Genomic DNA, 22,923 nt, shown 5'->3' on the forward strand with positions numbered 1-22,923 from the left:
AGAACGATATGCAGGAGGGCCAGTGCGAAGAGTGCTATAACGACTACTCTGGCCCCACGTACTGCTGCGGCGCCATTTACGAAGAGGGGGAGGACACTTGCATGAGCTGTGGCGAACCTCTGTAGCTGTCCAAACGGCTTGACCTCCGCTCCCCAAGGCCACGTGTCGAATCTTCCCAACCGGGAATCTTTCACCCCTGAGGCAGATCTGCGAAGTATCCAGCGTGGTGTTCCAAGATGCCCTGTAGGGCCGGAGCGAAATGTGCCTCCAAGCCGGTCACACGCGAATATCCATAGGCGGCCCCAATGAGCGCCAGAATTGACACCGCCGCGCAGTCGGCAGCCGGTCGGGACCGGGCTACCGAGAGCAGGGCCATATAGTTGCTGCCCGGTTTCTTATCGATGTAAGGCTCGGCGGAGTCGATCGATGGGTGGCTGGCTGCAGTGTAGGCGAGCCATGCGAGATACATGCTCTTGAGCCGGTCCTTTATCTCCTCTGGACTCTTGTCTATCGCATGTTTCAGGTGGGTGAAGTCATTCAGACCTTTGAATGCATCGGTAGGAGCATCCGCGTACTGCTGCAACTGGTCAGCGATAGCCCGCTCGAATCGCCAACCGTCATGCTGGGCCGCGAGCATCCTATTGCTGGTGTGCTTCTTGGCCAGCATGGCGACCTCGACAAACTTCCCTCCTCCTGCGTCCGCCCAGACAAGGCGCATCGCGTGTTCGAGGGCAGAGCGAAGGAGGGGTGCGCATTCGCTGCCGTAGCCACTCTTCTCAAGTTTGATCGCAGCCTCGCCGTTGCGTAGCGTGCGCTGGAGCCAGCCCCAGGCCAGCCCAGGTGCGGCTGCCCGGCGCTGCTCCACGTCGCACTCATTGTCGATCCACAGCGGTTGCGGCTTGGGCGCCTGGTTGACCATGCGTGCCAGGTTGCGATAGATCGCGTACCCGGGATCCTTCTCGGTGGGGATGGTTCTGTCAGTGCGCTTATGGGAGTTATTTCTAGTGCTCATGCCGACACCCTTTCAAGGAACCCAAGCCGGATGTGGGACGACGTCCGAGTCGCGCCTGCGGCGGAACATTCGGGCGGAAGTATTTCTGGCGCGTTCTCCCAGGTCCTCAGACGGTGCGGATCGCGATCGCTTTGGCGCCCACAGGAATCATTGCTTTGGCGACCGCTTTTGCCTCCTCGTATGTCTCGCCTTCCGCGTCGACATAGTTGAGCTGGCCATCGTCGGCTCCTACGGTCAGGATCACTTTCACCCATATATCCTATGGGAGGAGGCTCTGCGCTAACTGTCCTGGCATCTGCCCGTGAAGCTGACAAGACCGCGGCCTTGATCCTCACACTTCTACGATCATCACAGCCATGAGGCGGAGGTACAGCGATTGGGTGGTTAGGGCAAGAGGACTAGTTGTCATCATTGCCGGAGGCGGCCTCGCGTGCAGCCTTCCGATCGCGGCGAACCAGAACCGCATACCGTATGCCGATTTGTGCGCCGATCGCGGCCGCCGTGATCCCATAGACCAGAAGTTGAGCTTGCATCGATTTCTGATCCAGAAGCCGCATGCCGCCATCGATGCCGCCGCCACCGGACGCCTTCGAGCCGCCGGCAACCGCAGCCATTGTGGCGTGCTCCGCTGCGACACCTCGGAGCAAAGGGATGGGTGTGCCAGTGCTGGCGTTCTTCATGGCCGCACCGTCAAGTATCGACTGTCGGACCGCAGATCCAGCCCTGGCACCCGCGATGCCGCTTGGGATCGCAACCTCGATGCCGGAGTCGATAAGTACGTCACTGATTGCGATAAGGAGCCGCGGGTCCATCGTTTTACCTTCACGTCAGCAGAACGCAGCCCGGGGTGCGCTGCTGCTCTATCCTAACGATGACGGGGTTGTGGGGCTTGAAATGAGTGGCAATTCGTTTTTTGGTTGCCAATATCCTTCGCGGTCTCCGTAACAGGCGAACACCCCCTTCACTCGCGCGGATTCTCGGTAATCCGGAGGATTCGTCCGGAACTGGGCAGAAGCAGGTGCTCGAGGCTAGGGACGCTCTGCTGCCAAAAAGGAGGCGAGCTCGGCGTCAGTTGGTTCTCGAAGTTCCACCGGAATTGTCGCCGGGGTTGGGCTGAGGTGATCATTGATAGACGTTTGACCGTCCAATGGAGTGAGCGGCTGGTGTTCGGCATCTGTGTGCATCACGGCCTTCCTGTTTGTTGCTCGTAATACCATAGCCGGGGTGGCGTAAGTTATGCCGCAGGCCGCGCGGACCCTGCGGTATGGCGCGTTCCCGCGCGCTGTCACTGTCTGTCGGCGGTGGAGTAGAGGTAGTCCCGGTGCCATGCAAAATATTGGCGAGACTCCTCGCCATGGGCCAGGCATTTCCGGTCGACGACGTGTTGAATTCGGTCCGCAACCTGCTCGGAACGGCGTTTGCCGGGTTCGATGATTCCCTGCTCGCTGACGACAACGTAGCCTAGTTCAAAGAGAGCATCGCAACCCAATAGACATGCGAGCATGGCAACATTTCGCGCATCCATGCGTTCGTTCTCTGAACAAGCCCAACGGGGCTTGATGTGCGCCGCGACGAACAATTCGTCCGGAAGGGACAGCCCGCAGAGCGAGCAGGTATTTCCCCTGTACAGAAGCTGCTGGCCTCGTAAGAATCGCTGCTCGGCCCGTACCGACGCGATGGTTAGTCTGTCGCTTACACTGCCGCTATACCCGTCCAACCGCTCCGCATGTTCCTCGTTTTCGCTCACTGCGTCGGTCGTTTGCATGCCTGCCATACGCAACAGCTGTAGGGCGTGGCCACTATCCAAGGGAAAGAAATAGCCATTCCTCAGAGTCCCGCTCGACGTCACCGGACCTTGGCCACCGTCGAGCACGCCCAGGGCCTGGCTCCGTGGAATCCGTATCTTCTGCACCGTTTCGGTGAGCACGAGGGTGCCCTTCGTGTCGTCAGCACATCGTCATAACCGCGGGAGGATAGGCACGCTGCGGCTTGGTTGCTACCCGACTCAGACCCCGGATCTCCGGGCTGTCATAGTGAAATACGAGGTCGCCGGGAAGGACGCTGTCCAGCGTACGCCAATGGTCAACCTGCTGGCCGCGGCGGTCCTTTAGAGGCGCCCAGAGTGTCCCGTCGTCGTACACGGGCTCAAAGTTCGTAGATTGGTTGGCCCACCAGAACTTCGTGCTAGGACTGATGGCGATCCTAACGGGACTGGCTTTGTCTTGGGCTATTTCACCGAGGGTATCCACCAAGTCGTAGCCCAGCCCATCGAGTATGGTGCGTGTTTGTTCTCCGCCACGAAGCCGGGGAGGTCCGTCTTTGCCGCAGGCAAATTGCAGTTGGAATGCCATGGCTAGCAGCGGCTTGCTGGCAATCTGCTGTCCTTGATCGATCACCACGTACCGGTGAGACTCCTCGAACCTCGTTCGGCCGATGAACTCTTGACTCCCAAGCTGGTGCCACAGCTGAATGGCCATCTCGATGCTTCTCGGCTCCAAGTCCGCCCAGGATCTCTTCATGGATTCATTCATACCGGAGCATTGCTGAGACGCTATGCGATTCGATTGATCAGCCGCCCCCTGTCCCCGAAGGCCAGGCCTAGAACGCACGCTCAAATCTCGCCGCACCGCAAAAACGAGTTCCCTTTTCGTAGCCTTCGCCCGTTCCCGCAGAGGATACCGTTCCCCGGCATCGGGGCCAACGCCACGAGCTGCTTGCCCCATCTCCCACGACTCATCGGTCAAACGAGCACTGAGCTGCGTTACGTCATCTGGACTGACCACCGACAATCGCCCGTGCTTCGACACCAGATCGAACACCATGTATTTTACAGATATGTCATCAACTTTTGGGAGTCCTGTCTCCAGGTACAGCGCGTCAAATGCCCCGAGGAACTCGGAGTAGGCCGTCTGCTTCTGATTCCTCAGCCATTGCTGATGCTCCGTTTTTCTGCCCAGCCACGACCCGTACCAGCTTCCTAGCAAAGCCAGTCCACCCGTTAGGAAAGGAACACCGAGGAGTAGCCATTGCTCGAAGGTCATGTTTCAAAGTACAAGAGAAATTTCGGGAAACGATGGCGCCCACACGTAGGGCAACTTCCACGGATAACAGCTCATCTGGCCTTGGCATGGTGATTGCGTCTCAACGCACGCACGGATCCTTGCGGTTGGGATGACCCAATTGAGGCATTGGTTCATCCGCTTCCCCATGCATTCCGGCCTACCAGTATGAAATATTGAGGCATGGGAAAGAGAACGGCGTACTTGCTCGTCTTGGACGAGCGTGAAGCAATCCTCTGGGTGCTCCTGAATGAGCAGATGGCGTTTCCAGCCACACCGCGACGAGAGGTCTCCGCACTGAGACCGGGGGACGAACTCTTCCTACTGACGACGCGGGGCGCCTATCACAGTCCCAATCGGGACCGAACCAGAGTCATCGGCACAGCAAGTGTGCAGAGCGAGGTTAGCCAGCTGGACCCGCAAGTGGAGATTGCGGGTCGTACGTTCGCGAGCGGTTGTCGGATCAAGCTTCAAACACTGGCGCCCTGCCGGACCGGCCCGGATATAGGACTGCTGGCTCCGCAGATCCACGCGCTGCGCGGACAAAAGAATTGGGGTCAGTTGCTCCGTAGGGCCCTCGTCCCTATCGATGATTCAGACGTCATGCTCTTCAGCCGCGAGCTGCAAGACCACATTCGTCCGTTGGACGAGTCTCTTTTGACCTACAGCAGCAGTATCAAAACGCCATGATCAGTCGATCGTGATTAGCAGCGAACCAACACCTCTGTTTGAGATGAGGGACATGCAGGATTGCGGCCTTCCAAGCCCGGGCGGTCCGGCGCGTCAGATACTTTCCACCGTCTCACGACAGATCAAGCCGTCCGTAGCTGCCCTGCATTACTTGCTGCCCCTCGTCCTCGTCCGAGCCGGCGTGCCCGAAGACGATCACCTGCGGCGCGCACTAGGGAGATCTCCGCTTCTGTAAACCCGACAGTCTCAACCATTAGTCGCATGTCAACCATCGAGATGGCGTTATTGATCTTGCCGGCCCTCAGCAGCTTGTCGACATCGTTCACTAAGGCGTCATCCACGATGCTGGGGTCGGGAACGGGAAGAGAAACGGCTTCTGTGGGTTCAACCTCTAGCAGCCCCCCTCCGTAGCTACGCCCCGTGACCTCAGACATGGCAAGAGTCGCTGAGTTGAGCGCGGCAACTGCGAGCTTTCGCATATCCACGCCGGGCTGGACGAAGACCCTATGCACGGTGTCTGTACTCGTGGCGTTGGCATCGTTGCTTATCAGACGTAGATATGTCGACACCTGCCTCAGCATGAATCCGGCGGGCTGGGAAACGGAGGGAACAGACCACCAAGAAGATCGGATGCGACACTTGTAGCCCTCATGCACGCCGTCGAGTTCCCCAAGCCTGAGATAGCGCTCGAGCGCAGGGTCCTGTTCGACGTCGTGGTCGGCTGCAAGCACGAGAAGGCGAGTCTTAGACCCCGTCATCGCCTGGAATGCCATGTCGTTCCCGGTAAGGCCAACGCCAGTGAACTGAGCAGACCGCGAAAGAAGATTAACCGTGTGCTCTTCGATCTCGCGTTCCTTAGCTTCCGCCTCAGTCATGCAGAAGAACGAGTTGCGACCGGTGACTACCCCGACATTGATCTTCGCAAAGGTGCCGAGGCGGGCGAGCCGGCTGTCCTGTCGCAGGTCCCTCAGTGCCGAGATCTGAAGGCTCGTGAGGAAATACTTGGTCCACTTCTCGGTCTCGTGCAACGGTGCGCGCGTCCTCGCGCCGTCGAGCGTCACTTCGTCAAGATGAGCGCCGTTCTGCACTTCGACCGTACGGATGGCAGCAGGTCCGGGCCCCTTGACCGCGAGGAGAAGGACCACTTCCTGGAGGATTCCGGGGAATAGGAGCTCCTTGAAGGCGACCACTGTGATTTCGCTACAGCTGTCTACCAGGTATGCGCGGAGCTGCGCCGCGTAGCCGACTTGAAGGAGTTCGGCGGGGATAACAAGTCCTACTCGTCCACCTTCACGGACGGCGACCAGTGAGGCGACGACGAAGGGAAGCCAGGCGTTTGTCAGGCGAGTGGGTGCTAGACCTTGGCCACGCATCAGGTCGAACGCGGGCTCGCGGTAGCGCTCTTCCCATGACCCGAACCGAATGTAAGGAGGGTTCCCGGCGACACCATCGTATTGACCATGGCGGTCAGGAGTGAACCAGGTGAAGAAGTCACCATCTTCTACCGGCGCACCCGTTCGTGCGCGGGCGGCTTCGGCTTCTTCCGGGAACAATTCGATACCGGTGGCGTCACCGCGGGGCGCAAGGAACTGCAAAATCGAGCCGTCACCGCATGAAGGTTCGAGGAGCCTTGGGCCGGCGTCTGCGACCCAGTCCGCCACGAATCGAGCAATGGGTTCAGGGGTGTAGTAGCCACCGCGTAGTTTCTCATCGGAAGGGGCAGCTTTGGCGGCGAAGACAGTGGACATCCCTCAATTTTGCCTTGTTATGGCCCTGCGTGTGACATCCGCTCCCTGCGTGGCGAGCCCGTACCCTACTTAGTATGGTTTTTACACGAGTTTCCAAGCCTGAGGGGCTTGCGTTGGTGAGGGAGCTCGTGGAGCGCTACCGACACCTCGCCCCAGAGCTTACAAGGCCCGGCTCTTCCTACACTGAGACAGATGCTCGCGTCGGCTACATCGACCCACTGCTCCGGGCCCTAGGGTGGGATGTCTCAAACGACGGCGGTTTGCCCCAGCGGGCCGCTGAAGTTGTGATGGAACGCACAGGAGCCGATGCGGAGGGCGGTCTCGGCCGACCGGACTATCGGCTCCGTCTCGACGGCAATGATACGATGCCGGTCGAGGCCAAGAAGCCGTCCGTGCACATCTCCACTGATGCTTCCTCAGCCAGGCAGGCGCGTTCCTACGGCTGGTCACTGTCGCTTCCCGCCGCCATGCTTACGAACTTCGATGAACTGGTTCTATTCGACACCAGAATCGAACCTCAGGAGGTGGACAGCGCAGATATCGCCGTAATACCTGGCGGACGATTTACTTTTGAGGAATACGTCACGCGGTTCGATGACCTCTGGCGGCTGGCTTCCTACGAGTCGCTCACCGAAGAAGGATTAGAAGGTGTCTACGACTACAAACGTCCACCACGCGGCGAGTCGCCGTTCGATGTACGTTTCCTGGGCGAGTTCAGGAAGTGGCGGCAGACGCTCGCGCAAGCCATCGCCGACGGAGAGCCTGACTGGGGTGCCGCTGAGATTGGTCGCCGAACGCAGAGCGTCCTGAACGCGTTGCTATTCCTTCGCGTCTGCGAAGACCGGGACATCGGGCGCTACCAGGACCTTCTCGAGTCGGCAACGTCCAGCCGGATCGTCGCGTCTTTCCGGGAGGCGGACCGAGCGTTCAACGCTGGGCTGTTCACCGTGCTTAACGAAACCAGAGTGAGCGAAACTGCAATCGCAGACGTCGTGAAGGAGATGTACTGGCCGCGGACCCAGTTCGCCTTCGGCATCCTGGATCCCACCATCCTTGCCGGCGTTTACGAGCAGTACTTGGCGGAAAGAGTCGTACTCGGCGACCTTAGGAGGGTACGACTTGAACTGAAGCCGGAACTCGCTCATGCCGGCGGCGTTGTTGCAACACCGGATTACATAGTTCGTGAGATCGGAGAGAAAACCCTCGATCCGCTGCTCGCCCAGGGCGTCCCTGTAAATCTGACAATTCTTGATCCCGCGGTGGGAAGCGGCGTCTTCCTCCTCGACGCTTTTGAACGGGTCTTGGCGGCGTCTGAATCCTCGGGGGCAACCCGCTCCTTGGCTGAACGAGGAGATCTTGTCCGTAACCACCTTTTCGGGATCGATATCGATGCGGCTGCCGTAGAGGTCGCGAAGCTCAGTCTTTTGCTCGCAGTGTTGGGCAACGAGCGCGTTGATATGGTGGTCGCACGTAGCGTGCTGCCCGATATCGGCAAAAACATAGTCGCGGGCAATAGTGTCGTGCGGGAGGATTTTGACGCGCTGGTTCCCAGCGCAGCGCGCGTCCCGCATCGTCGGGCTCAGGCGAGTCCTCTCAACCTGCGGGCAGCGATGGGAGAACGCTACCCACGTCATGGTTTTGATGCTGTCATTGGCAATCCTCCCTACGTCCGAATTCAGGAGTTGGCCAGGCACCTCCCGGACCAGCTGGAATACATGCAACATCCCGGTTCCGGATACGAGGCGCCTAAGGCGAACAATTTCGATCTTTACCTCGTATTCATCGAGAGGGCACTGAGCTTACTTTCGTCGAACGGCCGATTAGGAATGATTGTGCCGAATCGGTTCACCAGTCACCTCTCCGGCAGCGGGGTTCGACTCAAACTCGGGACACATCTTGAGTACATGGTGCATTTCGGCGAGCAGCAGGTCTTTCCGCGTCGAACCACGTATACAGCGATCATCATCGCCGGGGCCAAGTCAGATGACCCGGTGACCGTCGACATGGTGAGTGATCTTGAGCATTGGCGGGAAAATAGAGTCGCGACCAGGATCGAGATCGAACGCGGTGACTTGGGGGCCGGAACCTGGCCGTTCGCGACAGCGGATCAGACCAAGCTATTTGAACAGCTCGAAGCGTACAGGGTCGCCAAGCTCGGCGACCCCGGATGGGTGCACATCTTCGTGGGAGTCCAGACGAGTGCCGATGACTGGTACTTCATCAGCCCGCTGACGGGCTTTGACGGGGATGTCGTGGAGTTCATCGATAAGACCGGCGTTCCTACATCGATCGAACGGGCCCTCGTCCGTCCGGCAGTCAAAGACCAGACGATCGAATTTATCGACGGCCAACCTACCCCTGACCGGTTCGCCATCTTCCCATACGACATCAACGACGAGACGGGCCGCGCCCAACTCATATCAGCCGATGACATGCGGACCTACTACCCGCTAGCCCATGCATACTTCCAACGGCACAGGATGAAACTGCAGCAGCAGCGCAACGTAACCCCGAATCCAGGTGATGCATTCTGGGCCTACGGCAGGTCGCAGTCGTTGAGCCAATTGAGGGGCCCAAAACTCATCGCACGGGTGATGTCATTGATTCCCAGGTATGCACTCGACGAAGCTGATTTCGTTGCCCCTGGCGGTGGCGACGGCGGTCCCTATGGTTTCCTCCGTCCCAGGCCTGACTGCCCGTACTCCATCGACGTCATCCAGGCCATAGTCTCGCACCCGGTAGTCGATTTGATGGTCGCCGTGAAGGGCAAGAAGTTCCGGGGCTCATACGCTGTCCACCGCAAAGAATTTCTCAAAGAGATTCCTGTGCCTGAACTGACTGAACAGCAACAGACTTATATCGAAACGCGTGCCGCAGAGCTCCGCGGTCTCGCGACCCAACTGCGGAGCGAGCACGACAGCGCGATTGTTAGAAGCATGACCGAACGTCGCGCATTGCTGGCGTGCGAAATCGAGACCGTCCTTTCGAACGCCTACCACCTGGATAGCGACCTCATTGCGCGCGTTCTCGGAGCTGGGTGATCTTGGTTCCGAATCCGCGACGAGGGACTGTTGCACTTATCTAGCGCTTCTGTAGTGACGCGTAAACAATGTCTACCCCTGTGACCAGGACTGGGGGATGGTCATCAGGACGATGCCGCGGGAGCCGTAGTGGCTGTAGATGTTGGGCAGCTCGCGCCACCGGCAGACGTTGGCTGCCTCGTCGAGGACGCCGATCATGGGCGTTTGGAGGCGCCCGCCGCAGGAGTGGACGGCAAGTTCTTAGGCCGCTTCAACGGTCGCCACGGTCAGGGCGGTCACCAGAGGACCGGCGGTTCCCTTGCCTTCCTTCGAGAGGCTGTACAGCGTCCCCTCGGATCGGACGAAAGCAGCCGGGTCGAACTGCGGCCGGTTATCTGCCGGGCCCTGCGGGGTGACCCAGCGGGAGACCTGGCGGTTGGTGAGGCAGGAGAGGCCATCTGCAGGGCCGTTCCGTAGATGCCGCCGCGCTGTTTGTCGTGGAGGTTGACTTCGCCCTGAACCGCGTTGCCGGTCTGAACGAAGCCGTGGTCCATCAGGATCGGCAGGGCGGCGTCGTCGCTTGGGTCGGCCAACCAGGTGTGCACCTGTCTGATGGGAAGGTCGTGTCCACAACTGTGGACACGACCTGAGTTCCGCGCGCCGAACGGGGTGGCTGGCCGCCGAGGATTTCAGGGGCTCAGCAGCGGTGGAGCGGAGTCCGGGGGAGTAGGGCCATGGCGGCGGGGGGCGGTCCTCCCGGGCGGAAATTGCCGGATATCCGGCGGTTCCGGCCAGGAGGCATTCATCACGGACAAACCGGAGCGTTTGCACCGACCACTTGTCGGTGTGGGTGGGTCAGTCGCTGTTGCCGCTGCCGTTCCTGGGTTTGCGGCCGCGTTGCCGTCCCGCACGCCAGCCCGGCAGCAGTTTATCCAGGGCCTGTGCTTTGGCCGGGTGGAGGTCGCCGCGGTGGGCCTTTTGGCGCTGTGAGTGAAGCCAGAGGCCGAGGTCGTGTTCTTCCCCGGAGGGAACTGTTTTGTGGCGGGGCCAGTCGTGCCCGGCCGCCCGGTACCGGACAAGGGCAGCGAACCGGTCCTGCCACCGGACTTCGTCGGCCACCGGCCGGGGCGGCCGTTGCCAGTCGGGAAGCACTGCCAGTCCGTCCCGGTAGGCAGGCGCGAGTGTCCCGGCAGTGGCGTCGTGACGGCGCCGCTCCAGCCACGCCGCCAAGCTCCGCTCGTCGGTGGCAGGGGAGGTGCGCGAGGGGTAGCGGCCGGTTTCCTGGACCATGGCCACGAGCTGGCGCATCCGCGCGACCCCTTGCACGCTGACACGTGCCCGCGTGCTGGCGGCGTTCTCGTGGGCGGTCTGCAGCCCCGGATCCGCGGCCCGTGCCATGGCCAGGTGGTAGCCGACGGTCGAGGGCGGTGCCCGGGTGAGCGCGGCGATCCGGGAGCGGGTCAAGCCGCCCCGGTACATTAGCACCCACTCCGCGTTCGGAGCCGCCATATGCCGCCTGGTGGTCACGGCACCATCCTGCCACCCAGCCGGCCCGGGACGTCCCCTGGGAACGGCCGCGTCCACCAACTCGCGGCGCAAGCCGAGTGTGCGGGGGGCAGTTCCGCCGGGGCCGGCTGCATGGCGGAGCAGCCGGCCCCGGTGCTTGGGCCTACAACGTGTCCAAGACTGCGGCCCCTGGGGATAAGACAACTCTGCGCTGCAGGCCTTAGCCTTGAGAGTTCATTGACCGTTTTCTGAGAGTTACCGTGCTCGCGGGGCTCGGCTTGCACCCACTCGGGCGCCCACTCCGCTTCGCTCCTCGGCGGACTGTTGGGTCCAGGGCGCGCCATCTGCCTCGTGACTCTTGAGGGCTTCCTAACCACTGCGGCGTCATGCTCAGCCTGCAGGCCGGGATCAATCCTCCGTGCCACGCCGAAGTGGTAGCCGACGGTGGCCGATGCCGCTTCGACAAGCTCCGCTTTCTGACGTCTGTCCGGGCCATGACCATACAGACGATACATCAGTGCCCACTCGGCGTTCCGTGCCTTGCCCCGAAGTTTGGTGGTCACGCCACTATCCTGCCACGAGCTATCGCGGTGAGTTCGGAATTCGTAGTCCGCGACAATGCAGGGCGTGTGCGAACCCTACTTCTCTACGTAATGTGTCAGCGGGGCTAGGGCCGCTTGCGACGAAGGATCACCCACCGCATCCGCCCCCACGGCATTGGCGACAACCAGGGAACGCTCATGGGAAAGCCCAGAACGAAGCGCCAGGACCAGCGCCGCGCAGAACGCGTCGCCTGCCCCGATCGTGTTCGCCACCGTCACTGCAGCAGCCGGCGCCTCGGCCACCTTCCGGCCGTGCTCGAACATCGCCGAGCCGTCCTTCCCGTAGGTCACCGCGACAAGCTTCGCATCGGCCAGCGCCGGGATCAGTTCGTACTCGGTCTCGTTGACGATCACCAGGTCGCACCGCTCCAACAGCTCGGCCGGCAGGTCCATGGCCGGGGCGGCGTTCAGGACGAAGAACCCGGAGGAACGTCGGGCTGCCTCCAGCACCACCGGCAGCCCGACCTCGAGCTGGCACAGCACCGTCTCGTCCGGCGCAAACGAAACGCCCTCCAGCGAAAACCCTTCATTAGCCCCCGGGCACACCACGATCTGGTTCTCGCCGTCGCGGTCCACCACGATCAGCGCGGTACCCGTCACGTCGCCGTCGACGACGGCTACATCCGCCGTGTCGACGCCAGCGGCGGAAAGAGACTCGAGCATCAGACGGCCCTGGGCGTCGTCGCCCACCGCACCGATCATGCGGGCGCTCCCGCAGAGCCGCGCGGCGGCCACGGCCTGGTTGGCGCCCTTGCCGCCGGGCTGCTGCTGCAGCACTCCGCCGCCGATGGTCTCCCCGGCCGTGGGCAGCCGGTCTGTGGTGGCGATGATGTCCAGGTTGATGCTGCCGACGACGGTGACGGCAGGAAGCTGAGTGCTCATAAGGAAGTCCTATCAGGTCGAGCCAGGGGCGGCTGAATTAGGAAATAGTGTACGGCATGGTTGTACTTGTTCGTCATACATGGTTGTATAACAACTGATTTCCCATCCGCAGGACCACCTGCAGAGAACAATGGAGTTTGATGTGAACAACACCCCAGCCAGCGCCACCACCTCGTCGCCCACCGCCGTCGAAAGCGAAACCGATGTGAACAGACTTGCCGGCCGTCCCGCCGCCCTGCTCATTTCCACCCTGCTGCTCGGCGTGCTGTCCTTCCAGCTCAACGCCAGCATGGTCACCCCGGCGCTGCCGAAGATCGCGGCCAGCTTCGGCCAATCCGCTGACGCCGCCGCCCCCGTGCAGTCCATGTTCTTCCTCGCCGGGGCCATCGCGGGCCCGGTGATCGGCAGGTGGAGCGATTTCATCGGCCGCCGGGCCGCCCTCCTGCTGGTGCTGGCCATCATGGGCGCCGGCACCATCCTTTGCATTGCGGCCCCCACGCTGCCGCTGCTGATCGCCGGCCGGTTCCTGCAGGGCGTGTCCAGCGCCGTCTTCGCGCTGTCCTACATCGTGCTCAGCGAAAACCTGCAGCCGCGCGTCTTCGGCACCTCCGTGGGCATCATCGCCGCCATCAACGGCGGCATCGGGGGAGTGGACGGCTACGTCGGCGGCCTGATGTCCGAGACGCTCGGCTTCCGGTCCATCTTCGCCGTCGTCCTGGTGCTCACCGCCGTCGCCGCCGGCTGCATCCTCAAGACCGTCCCCAAGGGGCGGCCGCAGCACGTCCGCGGCGCCATGGACTGGTGGGGTGCGGGCTCGCTCTCAGTGTTCCTGGTGTTCATCACCTACTTCGTCTCCGGCGGATCGGCCGCAGGCTGGACCGCGCCCGGCACGTTGGCCCTGCTCGCCGGCACCATTGTGTCCTTCGCCGCCTTCTGGATGATCGAGAAACGGCGCAGCCACCCGCTCATCGCCGTCCACCACCTCCGCTCCCGCCAGGTCTGGCCCGTCATCGCCACCACCGTCCTGACCCTCGCCGGCATCTTCGCCGTCATGAACTTCACCGTGGTGCTGCTTAGCCAGGACGCCCGCTCCGGCTTCGGGCTCAGCCCGTCCCTCTCCGCCCTGCTGTTCCTCACCCCGGCCGCGCTCATCGGCGTCTTCGCCGCCCCGCTGGCCGGCTGGCTCGCCGGCCGCCGCGGCTGGATCAAGACCCTCCGCACCGGCACCGCCCTGAGCCTGGCCTGCGCCGTGGCGGCCGCCTTGTTTGCCGGCAACCAAGTGGCGGTGATGATCGCCGTCGCGTCCCTCGGCACCTTCTACAACGGCCTGTTCCTCACCGCCATCAACGGACTCTCCGTCCTGCTCTCGCCCAAGGAAGCACCCGCTTCCCTGCCAAGCATCAACGGCGCCTCCTTCGGCATCGGGGCGAGCCTCGGCGTCGTAATTGTTGCCCCGTTCGCCGCCCAGGCGACCTCAGCCGGCTACGCCACCGCCCTCTGGATCTCGGTGGGCATCACCACCGCCGCGTTCATCGTCAGCCTCTTCGTCGCCGCCCCCAAGGGCGAATCCCTCTAAACCTTTCCCCTGACTGAAAGAAGGACCACTCCCATGACCAGCCACCCGTTCTACCTCGACTGCGACACCGGCATCGACGACGCCCTCGCCCTGGCCTACCTCCTCGCCTCCCCGCAGGCGGACGTGCAGGGGATCGGCGCCGTCAGCGGCAACGTCAGTGCCGCCGTCGGCGCCCGCAACACCCTGGACCTGCTCGAGCTCGCCGGGCACGCGCACATCCCCGTCGCCCTCGGCGCGCACGACCCGCTTCTTGGATCCTTCGGCGGGGGAGCGCCGTGGGTGCACGGCTCCAACGGCATCGGCGAGGTTGAGCTTACGACGGCGGCTGCCGAACTTGCGTCCGAAAGCGCACCGGAGATGCTGGTGCGGCTCGCGCACGAGCACCCCGGCACCCTGCGGGTCCTGGCCATTGGCCCGCTCACCAACGTCGCCGAGGCGCTGCGGCTGGAGCCTTCCCTGCCGGAGTTGGTCGCAGAGATCACCATCATGGGCGGCGCGGCTCTGGCCCCGGGGAACCTCACCCCCGTGGCGGAGGCGAACATCGCCAACGACCCTGAGGCCGCCGCCCTGGTGCTGTCCGCCGGCTGGAACGTGACTCTGGTGCCGCTGGACGTGACCATGACCAACGTGCTGGAGGAGAACCACCGGCAGGAACTGCTGGCCTCGTCCGGTCCCGTGCCGCGGGCGCTGGGGGAGATGCTGGGCTACTACTTCCGGTTCTACGAGGGCATCTTCGGGCGGGCCTGCTCCGCCATGCACGACCCCCTCGCGGCGGCGCTCGCGGTTGGCTCTGTTACCGCCGCGGTTGCGCCGGTGGTGCACGTCGACGTTGACACCACGTCCGGTCCGGGCCGGGGGCAGACCGTTTGCGACCTCCGCGGGCTGTACATGGACTACCCAGAGCAGCCCGGTGCCCGCTGCCGCGTGGTGCTGTCGCTTGAAGGCGACTTCGCGCCGCATCTGGTGGAGACGCTGCTGGCATTCTATGGAAGTACGACGGCGGCACTCCAGTCCGCGGACCAGGTGCCAGCGGTCGCCTGACCACGTCCCTCGCCCGGAGTTTTTGTACAGATAACCCGCGTCTGGCTCGGTCCAAGCCGTGATACCTGTACAAAAACTCCAGGGCGGGGCCGTGGGGTGAAGACTGGCGGGACTACATCGCGGCGTTCAGGTGGAGGGCCGGACAGGTCGGGCAGTTTCCCTATGACCTATAGGAAAACTATTGACAATAGGCGAGATGGTCGTAGGCTTAACCCATAACACTTTCAAAGAGAGGTCTTGTGGAGGCTAAGGCTAAACCGCAGGACCCGCGCCCGGGCCGCCATGCTGCCCGACGCGGCGAAATCATCCAGGCGGCTTGGGCTGAGGCTGAGGCCCAGGGTTTGTCCGCCATATCGCTGACTCAGGTCGCCCGCAGGGTAGGGCTGCGCCAGCCGTCCCTCTATTCCTACTTCCCTTCCAAGAACGCACTGATCGACGCAATGTTCGCCGAAGCCGCTGGTGCACTGCTCAACACGGTCGATCATGTGCCTTACCCGGAATCACCCCGGGACGGCGCAAGGATGCTCGCACGAACCGTATTGGAGTTTGGGGTCTCCCACCCGATTCAAAGCCAGCTCATCTTTCAACGCACCATTCCGGGCTTCGAGCCGTCCGCGGAAGCGTATGCGCCAGCTTTGAAGATGCAGGAGAAATACTCCCTGAAACTCATCGAGGCCGGGCTCACGGCTCCGTCGGACGTCGACATCTTCACCGCTCTCGTGGCCGGATTGTCCAACCAGCAACTGGCGAATGAACCAGGTGGCTCCCGCTGGGTCTCACAGCTGGACACTGTTCTTGACATGTTTTTCGAATATCTGGACAGGCGGAACCGGACCAGGTCTGAGCCGCCGTAAGCGAAGGCAGGGATCGCCATGCCGGCGGACATCGTTCCTACAGACGTCGCAGCGGTCGTCCGGATCGCACACGGCGAAGCCATGCAAATCACTGCAGAGGAAAATCGGCGATTTCTTGTCCTCTTGCAGCAACTCAGCTCCGCAGACTGGCAGAAGGCCACCGACTGCACCCGCTGGACAGTGCGGGATGTCGCTGTCCATGTCATTGCCTCCGCGGAGGCACAGTCCTCGTCCGTGGAGTTCTTGCGCCAGGTCTGGCAGGGACGGAAGCTCACCGCACAAATTGGCGGCCGGCACTGGGTCGACGGGGTCAACGAGGCCCAGCTTCAGAACCGGAGAGACCTGACTGCCGCCGGCATTCCGTCACGCTGGGGGTCCGCTTCCAGCGCGGCGCTCAGGGCCCGCCAACGGATACCAGCCGCAGTCCGGGGCCTTCGGCTCCTGCCTCTGGGTGAGATGGACGGGGTCGACTTCGGATGGCAGCCGCTGGGGTACCTCTTCGACATTGGGTTCACCCGGGACGTATGGATGCACCGTATTGACATCTGCCGGGCGACCGGCCGAGACCTGGGCCCGACCCATGACCACGACGGCCGGATCGTCGAAGACATCGTCGCCGAATGGGCGACCCGCCACACGGAACCGTTCACCTTGAAGCTGACCGGTCCGGCAGGTGGCATGTTCACCCGCGCGGGGAGCCCGGGGAGCGACCGTTTGGAGATCGACGCCATCGAAAGTTGCCGCCTCCTCGCTGGCAGGGGAACGCCCCACGGCGTGCTCCGGCACCCTTTGCCACTCTGAGGCAGCCAACCGCACTTGAACCATGTCCGATGCCACGGCACCGGCACCGGCACCGGCACTGGCACTGGCACCGCTCCATCCACTGCGCCCAGAATTCCGGGCGCCCCCATCCAAGGAAAGTCACCATGAAATCAGTTATCAGCCTTGCAATGGTCCTCTCTGCCGTCAGCTTTGCTGGCACTACGCCCGGGTCCGTCCAGGCGACGGAGGTTTCATCCAACGGCGGGGTCGTCGCCCTTCAGGGCGCCTATATCAACGAAACCGGCCACGCGGCGGGCGTCGGAGAATCCATTACAGGAGGAGGGAAAAAATGGGGACTCATCAACGACTCTCCTTCCTCGGAAGGAAGAAAGTGGACGTAGGCACCCTGTAGTGGATCATCGCCCACTCCGGGACAGGCAACTGGGGGGCGACAGCACATCAGGAACTAGCCGGTTGCTCCTGGCCCCGCCTAGCCATGCATCAGAGAAACCGTAACCACGGCGTCGCAGACATTACGATCTACGAAAGCTGGTAAAGGGGAATGAAGCAGACAGAAGCCCGTCAAAGACTGTCCGACCGCATTGAAGAACAAGAGGCGACAATCAGCGCCTACTTGCGCCGCGAACGGCCACGCCGAAACAGGCTCACAAACATCAGTGTCTGGGGCAGCGTCCTCGCCGCCATCCTGACAGCCGGGCCGGCGTTTGGCGGGACAAGATTCACATCAGCTCTACAAGGCGTCTTCTCCCTGCAGGAGTCATCAGCAGTGTGGCAGATGCTCTGCCTCTCAGCGGTTCTCCTGTCGGGCGTCGCTGCATTGACGACAAACCTTGCGGCCTCTCACTCGGTTGCAGCCAAGGTCAGCGCCGCAGAAACATGCAATGCACAGCTGGGCGCACTGCAGGTGGCGCTGGACCTTGGTTACCTCGACCCGGAGGACGCAGTAAAGCTATTTCCGGCAGTATGTCGCCCAGGTCCCGTTCATTGACAATACGCCCCCGGGTGACCGTCGAACTGTCAATAGGACGATGAAGCCGCAGTAGATCCATTTTCCGCCCTATCCAGCCAGTGCAGCTTCGAGCAAACATAGCCATGAAAAAACTTGTCATAGCCAGCTGCGCTACCGCACAACTACCGGGTTCAACAGGCTCAACCACCGGGGCGAAGCCGCTCGAGGGCCCAGTCCCAGTTGATCAGCTCCTGATCGAGGCGGACTGATGGGCCGTATCTGCTGTTGATAAGCGACTCGTAGAGGGCAGCTTCCTCCGGAGTTAGCCTGGTCAGCGCGGCCGTCGACGGCGATGGTCCTTTCCCCAGGCATTGCTGTGCGCGAGCAGCGTCTCCTCGTCCATCAGCATGCTGGCCACGTGTGGATGAACGGCGCGGAGCTGGTCCAAGATCCGGAACCCGTGGGTGTCGATGTCCCTCTCCGCCGTGCCAGTGTCCTTGTAGGTCAGCGTCTTGTCCCGAGCGCCGCGGCGGTGAGCTATTCGACGGCGGCCAGCGCCCCGCCGTCGTCCGTCAGTGGAATCTCCGCGAGAATGCTTTCGCGCCTGCACGGCACCGGGGCCTACTATTCATGTATGCGAACTAGCCCGCTCTGAGCCTAACGACGGCGGGCTGCATCAATCTCGGGAGCAGACATGAACGAAGACCGGACCAACCCGACAGTGAAGTCGGCGGACCGGGCCCTGGCTGTGGTGGAATTCGTGGCGGGGAAAGGGTCGGCCAGTTTCACTGAGATCCTCGAGGGCCTCCGTTTGCCACGGTCCAGCGCACATGGACTGCTGAACACCCTGTGCTCGGCCGGTTGGCTGGACCACAATACAGCCAACCGTCAGTATTCGCTGGGACTCAGGGCCTGGCAGGTTGGCCAGCTGTACACCGGACACCAGACCCTGGCTAACGTCGCGAAGCCAGTCATGGACCGGCTTTCCAGTTCTTTGGGGGAGACGGTTCAACTGGCGCTCCTTGATGGGGTGGAGAACGTGTACATCGCCATCAGCCAGGCCTCCAGCGGCATGCGGCTAGGGTCCTCGGTAGGAATGCGCCTTCTGGCACACGCCACCGGAATCGGCAAGGCGCTGCTAAGCATGCTCGAACCCGAGGACGCACAGCAGCGGCTCAGTTCCGTGGCGCTGCCGAGGCTGACGGCCAAGACCGTCACGGACGTCAAAGCCTTGGCGGAACTGGTCGCCGACGCGAAAGCCAATGGATTCGCCTTGGATGATGAGGAATATCTCGAAGGCTGCCGGTGCGTGGCCGTTCCGCTGACCAGCGAGGCCGGCGGAGGAATGAACGCTGCACTTTCGGTGACGATGCCGACCCTACGGACGGACGAGGAGTGGCCGGGAAGCATCCTGCGGCCGCTGGCAGGAGCAGCGCAGGAAATCCGCGCTCTCCTGGGGGTCCGTGAGCCGGGGATTGCATTGCCGGCCGCACCGGTGAAGGCGTCTTAAACCGGTTCTAGAGCCCTGCCTCAGAGAGGCCATCAAGTAACTGTTGCTGCCTAGGGTGACCTGTGCCATACTCATCCTGTTCACATTCTTGAACTCCAATTCATGCTCATGAACTCAATGAGGAGTTACTTTGTCTCAACAGGCTCCCACCAGCGAAACGCTGGCCCCGATCATTCGACGAGTTACCCGGCGGCTGATTCCGGTCCTGCTGCTGATGTACATCCTGGCGTTCCTTGACCGCTCCAACCTCGGGTTTGCCAAGGCGGCCTATCAGGCCGACACGGGCCTGTCGGACGCGGCGTACGCGCTGGGCGCCGGCATCTTCTTCCTCGGCTACGCTGCCCTCGAGGTCCCCAGCAACATTTTGATGCGCCGGCTCGGCGCCAAGATCTGGTTGGCGCGGATCATGATCAGCTGGGGCATCGTCTCGGCGCTCATGATGTTTGCGCAGAATGAATGGTCCTTCTACCTCCTCCGGGTCCTGCTCGGCATCACGGAGGCAGGCTTCTTCCCCGGCGTGATCCTGTACCTGACCTACTGGATCCCCACCCAGTTCCGCGGCCGCGTCAACGGCCTCTTCTACTTCGGCGCGCCCCTCGCCTTCATCTTCGGCGGACCGCTCTCGGGCCTGCTTCTGGACCTCGACGGCCTGGGCGGCCTCCAGGGCTGGCAGCTGATGTTCGTCGCCACGGGCGCCCTCACAGTCGCCGTCGGCATCTGGGCGTTCTCCTACCTGGACAACGGCCCCGCCGATGCCAAGTGGCTGAACGAGAGCGATCGGTCAACACTGATTGCAGCCCTGAACGCGGAGGAGCAGGGCAAGTCGGACCACTCTCCAAAGGGCGCCCTGCGGGCCCTGACCAACCCGAAGGTCCTGTACTTCTGCGTCATCTACTTCACCATCCAGATGAGCGTCTACGGCGTGACCTTCTACCTGCCCACCCAGATCGCCGCGCTGGTAGGCAGCAAGGTGGGACTCGGCGTCGGTCTGATGACTGCGGTGCCCTGGGGCATTGCCATGATCGCCACGTTCCTGCTCAGCCGCCTGGCCGACCGGACCGGACGCCGCCGCCTCGTGGCGGCTGCCTCCCTCACGGCCGCCGCCGTCGGCATTTTCGGCTCCGCGCTTACCGACAACCCACTGATGGGGCTGGCGGCGCTGTCCCTGGGCGCTGCCGGGTTCATCAGCGTGCAGCCGGTGTTCTGGACGCTGCCGACGGCGATGCTGGTTGGAGCTGCCGCTGCAGGCGGCATCGCACTGATCAACTCCATCGGAAGCCTGGGCGGCTTCGTCGCCCCCATCGCGAAAACCTGGGCCGAATCCTCCTTCGGCCCGAAGGCAGGACTCTTCCTGCTCGCCTTCACGGCACTGCTCGGTGCCGTCCTGCTCTACAACAGCCACCGGATCAGCAAGGTCGTTGACACCGCGCCGCTTAGGCAGCCCACCGAAGAGAAAGTGCACTGATGAAGGCCCTTGAACTGAAAGACTTCCACCAGCTGGTGGTCGTGGACCGGGATGAACCGATGGTTGGCCCTGGCGATGTCCTGATCGACGTCGTCGCCACCGGCATCTGCGGATCGGACATTCACGGTTACACGGGCGAGAACGGGCGGCGCGTCCCGGGACAGGTCATGGGGCACGAAACGGTGGGACGCATCGCGGCCCTCGGCGCCGGGGCGGATGCCTACGGCCTGGCCGTTGGCCAGCCGGTCACCTTCAACCCACTGATCAGTTGCAACGCCTGTGAAGCGTGCGACGCCGGCCAGCAGCAGCACTGCCCCGAACGAACCGTGATCGGCGTGAATCCGTCCATCGTGTCGGCCTTCGCCGAGCAGGTCGCGGTGCCCGCGCCGAACGTCGTGGCGCTGTCCGCCGAAACCCCGATCGTCTATGGCGCGTTGATCGAGCCCCTGGCCGTTGCGTTCCACGCCGTCCGACGGGCCCAGATCAGCGCTGGACAAAAGGTGCTGGTGATCGGGGGCGGGCCCATCGGCCAGTCCGTCGTCCTCGCTGCGATTCAGGAAGGGGCGGGGCAGGTCCTCGTCTCGGAGATGGACCCGGCCCGGCGGGCTTTGTGCCAGCGCCTGGGCGCGACAGCCCTCGACCCTGCTGCCGGGCCGCTCGACGAGCAGGTCCGGGCCGCCTTCGGAACTTTGGCCGATACCACCGTGGATGCCGTCGGCATCAGGCCCACGATCGCAGGTGCCCTGGAGGCCACCAAGTTCGGCGGCGTCGTTTCGCTGGTGGGCATGGGCTCGCCCGAACTGGCCTTCAACGCCTACCGCGTCTCCACGGAGGAACGGGAGATCGTGGGCAGCTTTTGCTACAACAACCAGGACTTCCGTGACGCCGCGGCCTGGGTGGACCAGGGATCGCCCGTCCTGGCCGAACTCATCAGCCGTGAAGTGTCCATGGACGACGCCGACGCTGCCTTTGCCGGGCTCGCCTCGGCCGACGGCACCGCCGGCAAAGTCCTCGTCCGCCTCGACTCAGCAAGGAACAATTAGTGAGCATCGAAAACCGCATCCGCCACGTCCGCGCCTACACCCTTCGCGGCGGCGGCGCCGACTACCACGACCAGGACGCCGGGCACTGGATCGACGACCACATCGCCACTCCCATGTCCGTCTACCCGGAATACCGCCAGTCCCGCCAGAGCTTCGGGCTTAATGTCCTCGGCACGCTCGTCGTCGAGATCGAGGCCGACGACGGCACGGTCGGTTTCGCCGTCACTACGGCTGGGGAGCTGGGTGCCTTTATCGTCGAGAAGCACCTCGCGCGTTTTGTCGAGGGCGCCCGGGTGACCGACATTGAAAAGATCTGGGACCAGATGTACCGCTCCACGCTCTTCTACGGCCGCAAGGGCGTGGTGCTCAACGCCATCAGTGCCGTGGACCTGGCGCTGTACGACCTGCTGGGAAAGATCCGCCAGGAACCCGTTTACGCTCTCCTTGGCGGGCCGGTCCGGGACGAACTGACCATGTATGCCACCGGCGCGCGCCCGGACATCGCCAAGAAGCTGGGGTTCATCGGCGGCAAAATGCCCCTGCACCACGGGCCGGCCGAGGGCGAGGAGGGCCTCCGCAAGAACCTGGAAATGATCCGGGACATGCGGGAGAAGGTGGGCGACGACTTCTGGCTGATGCTCGACTGCTGGATGTCACTTGATCTTGACTACGCCACCCGGCTGGCGCACGGCGCGGCGGAGTACGGCCTGAAGTGGATCGAGGAAGCTCTTCCCCCGGATGACTACTGGGGCTACGCGAAGCTCAAGAAGCAGGTTCCGCCCAAGATGCTGGTGACTACAGGCGAACACGAAGCCACGCGCTGGGGCTTCAAACTGCTCCTGGACATGGACTGCGCCGACATCATCCAGCCCGACGTCGGCTGGTGCGGCGGCATCACCGAACTCACCAAGATCTCGGCGATGGCCGACGCCAACGGCGCGCTGGTCATTCCCCACGGATCGTCCGTGTACTCGTACCATTTCGTGGTCACGCGGACCAACAGCCCCTTCGCCGAGTTCCTGATGATGCATCCGACTGCTGAGGAGATCGTCCCCATGTTCTCGCCGATGCTTCTCGGTGAGCCCGTCCCGGTCAACGGCAAACTCAAGGTCCCTGAAACCCCGGGCTTCGGCGTCGAGCTGAACCCGGAGCTGGAAAAACTGCGACCGTACACGCACTGACC

Annotated in this window: 20 protein-coding genes and 1 pseudogene; 11 read left to right on the forward strand and 10 right to left on the reverse strand. The window is 62.8% G+C overall.

Annotated features, from left to right (window positions below; translation table 11 throughout):
- Positions 1 to 190: 190 nt before the first annotated feature.
- From CXZ05_RS03145 to CXZ05_RS03170, 6 genes are all read right to left on the reverse strand, one after another.
- A complete protein-coding gene (locus CXZ05_RS03145; RefSeq protein WP_102971158.1) occupies positions 191 to 1,012 on the reverse strand; it encodes a hypothetical protein in 822 nt (273 codons plus the stop codon).
- Positions 1,013 to 1,118: 106 nt separating this feature from the next.
- A complete protein-coding gene (locus CXZ05_RS22960) occupies positions 1,119 to 1,262 on the reverse strand; it encodes a hypothetical protein (RefSeq protein ID WP_180987245.1) in 144 nt (47 codons plus the stop codon).
- 148 nt (positions 1,263 to 1,410) lie between these two features.
- Complete coding sequence (locus CXZ05_RS03150; protein ID WP_146033042.1) at positions 1,411 to 1,692, reverse strand: hypothetical protein; 282 nt, start codon at positions 1,690 to 1,692, stop codon at positions 1,411 to 1,413.
- 605 nt (positions 1,693 to 2,297) lie between these two features.
- A complete protein-coding gene (locus tag CXZ05_RS03155; RefSeq protein ID WP_102971160.1) occupies positions 2,298 to 2,939 on the reverse strand; it encodes an HNH endonuclease in 642 nt (213 codons plus the stop codon).
- A 19-nt stretch (positions 2,940 to 2,958) separates the two neighbouring features.
- The gene (locus tag CXZ05_RS03160) at positions 2,959 to 4,053 is read right to left on the reverse strand and encodes a hypothetical protein (RefSeq protein WP_102971161.1); all 1,095 of its coding nucleotides are present in this window, start codon (positions 4,051 to 4,053) and stop codon (positions 2,959 to 2,961) included.
- Between the two features lie 830 nt (positions 4,054 to 4,883).
- Complete coding sequence (locus CXZ05_RS03170; protein ID WP_102971163.1) at positions 4,884 to 6,509, reverse strand: class I SAM-dependent methyltransferase; 1,626 nt, start codon at positions 6,507 to 6,509, stop codon at positions 4,884 to 4,886.
- 74 nt (positions 6,510 to 6,583) lie between these two features.
- Here CXZ05_RS03170 and CXZ05_RS03175 point away from each other — a divergent pair, with 74 nt between their 5' ends.
- Positions 6,584 to 9,550 (forward strand): Eco57I restriction-modification methylase domain-containing protein, encoded by a 2,967-nt coding sequence (locus CXZ05_RS03175; protein WP_102971164.1) that lies wholly within the window; start codon positions 6,584 to 6,586, stop codon positions 9,548 to 9,550.
- 72 nt (positions 9,551 to 9,622) lie between these two features.
- On the opposite strand, the gene CXZ05_RS23650 is transcribed toward CXZ05_RS03175, so the two are convergent.
- The 3 genes from CXZ05_RS23650 to CXZ05_RS03190 form a co-directional block, all read right to left on the reverse strand.
- Entirely contained in the window at positions 9,623 to 9,748 is a 126-nt protein-coding gene (locus CXZ05_RS23650) for a TraM recognition domain-containing protein (protein ID WP_374754618.1), read from the reverse strand.
- Positions 9,749 to 10,384: 636 nt separating this feature from the next.
- Positions 10,385 to 11,056: a helicase associated domain-containing protein gene (locus CXZ05_RS03185; RefSeq protein ID WP_258006420.1), complete on the reverse strand. Its 672-nt coding sequence runs from the start codon at positions 11,054 to 11,056 to the stop codon at positions 10,385 to 10,387.
- Between the two features lie 617 nt (positions 11,057 to 11,673).
- The gene (locus CXZ05_RS03190; RefSeq protein ID WP_102971166.1) at positions 11,674 to 12,519 is read right to left on the reverse strand and encodes a ribokinase; all 846 of its coding nucleotides are present in this window, start codon (positions 12,517 to 12,519) and stop codon (positions 11,674 to 11,676) included.
- A gap of 142 nt (positions 12,520 to 12,661) precedes the next feature.
- On the opposite strand from CXZ05_RS03190, the gene CXZ05_RS03195 reads away from it, so the two are divergent.
- The 6 genes from CXZ05_RS03195 to CXZ05_RS03220 all read left to right on the forward strand — a co-directional run bounded on the left by CXZ05_RS03195 (position 12,662) and on the right by CXZ05_RS03220 (position 17,761).
- Positions 12,662 to 14,095, forward strand: coding sequence for an MFS transporter (locus CXZ05_RS03195; RefSeq protein WP_374754619.1), 1,434 nt, complete (start codon positions 12,662 to 12,664; stop codon positions 14,093 to 14,095).
- A 33-nt stretch (positions 14,096 to 14,128) separates the two neighbouring features.
- Positions 14,129 to 15,136, forward strand: coding sequence for a nucleoside hydrolase (locus CXZ05_RS03200; RefSeq protein WP_102971168.1), 1,008 nt, complete (start codon positions 14,129 to 14,131; stop codon positions 15,134 to 15,136).
- Positions 15,137 to 15,375: 239 nt separating this feature from the next.
- Positions 15,376 to 15,990, forward strand: coding sequence for a TetR/AcrR family transcriptional regulator (locus tag CXZ05_RS03205; protein ID WP_180987246.1), 615 nt, complete (start codon positions 15,376 to 15,378; stop codon positions 15,988 to 15,990).
- Between the two features lie 81 nt (positions 15,991 to 16,071).
- A complete protein-coding gene (locus tag CXZ05_RS03210) occupies positions 16,072 to 16,791 on the forward strand; it encodes a maleylpyruvate isomerase family mycothiol-dependent enzyme (protein ID WP_258006427.1) in 720 nt (239 codons plus the stop codon).
- Between the two features lie 125 nt (positions 16,792 to 16,916).
- The gene (locus tag CXZ05_RS03215) at positions 16,917 to 17,153 is read left to right on the forward strand and encodes a hypothetical protein (protein WP_102971171.1); all 237 of its coding nucleotides are present in this window, start codon (positions 16,917 to 16,919) and stop codon (positions 17,151 to 17,153) included.
- Between the two features lie 161 nt (positions 17,154 to 17,314).
- Entirely contained in the window at positions 17,315 to 17,761 is a 447-nt protein-coding gene (locus CXZ05_RS03220; protein ID WP_258006421.1) for a hypothetical protein, read from the forward strand.
- Positions 17,762 to 17,922: 161 nt separating this feature from the next.
- On the opposite strand, the pseudogene CXZ05_RS23655 reads toward CXZ05_RS03220, so the two are convergent.
- A pseudogene (locus CXZ05_RS23655) lies at positions 17,923 to 18,332 on the reverse strand (Wadjet anti-phage system protein JetD domain-containing protein).
- Positions 18,333 to 18,416: 84 nt separating this feature from the next.
- On the opposite strand from CXZ05_RS23655, the gene CXZ05_RS03230 reads away from it, so the two are divergent.
- From CXZ05_RS03230 to rhmD, 4 genes are all read left to right on the forward strand, one after another.
- Positions 18,417 to 19,232, forward strand: coding sequence for an IclR family transcriptional regulator (locus tag CXZ05_RS03230; RefSeq protein ID WP_102971172.1), 816 nt, complete (start codon positions 18,417 to 18,419; stop codon positions 19,230 to 19,232).
- A gap of 130 nt (positions 19,233 to 19,362) precedes the next feature.
- The gene (locus tag CXZ05_RS03235; RefSeq protein WP_102971173.1) at positions 19,363 to 20,697 is read left to right on the forward strand and encodes an MFS transporter; all 1,335 of its coding nucleotides are present in this window, start codon (positions 19,363 to 19,365) and stop codon (positions 20,695 to 20,697) included.
- Positions 20,697 to 21,740, forward strand: coding sequence for a zinc-binding dehydrogenase (locus CXZ05_RS03240; RefSeq protein ID WP_102971174.1), 1,044 nt, complete (start codon positions 20,697 to 20,699; stop codon positions 21,738 to 21,740). Before CXZ05_RS03235 ends, CXZ05_RS03240 begins: the two co-directional genes overlap by 1 nt.
- Positions 21,740 to 22,921: an L-rhamnonate dehydratase gene (rhmD, locus tag CXZ05_RS03245; RefSeq protein ID WP_102971175.1), complete on the forward strand. Its 1,182-nt coding sequence runs from the start codon at positions 21,740 to 21,742 to the stop codon at positions 22,919 to 22,921. Before CXZ05_RS03240 ends, rhmD begins: the two co-directional genes overlap by 1 nt.
- Positions 22,922 to 22,923: the final 2 nt, after the last annotated feature.

Origin of the sequence: Arthrobacter sp. AFG20 (genome assembly GCF_002892795.1) — a bacterium.
Lineage (GTDB): Bacteria > Actinomycetota > Actinomycetes > Actinomycetales > Micrococcaceae > Arthrobacter.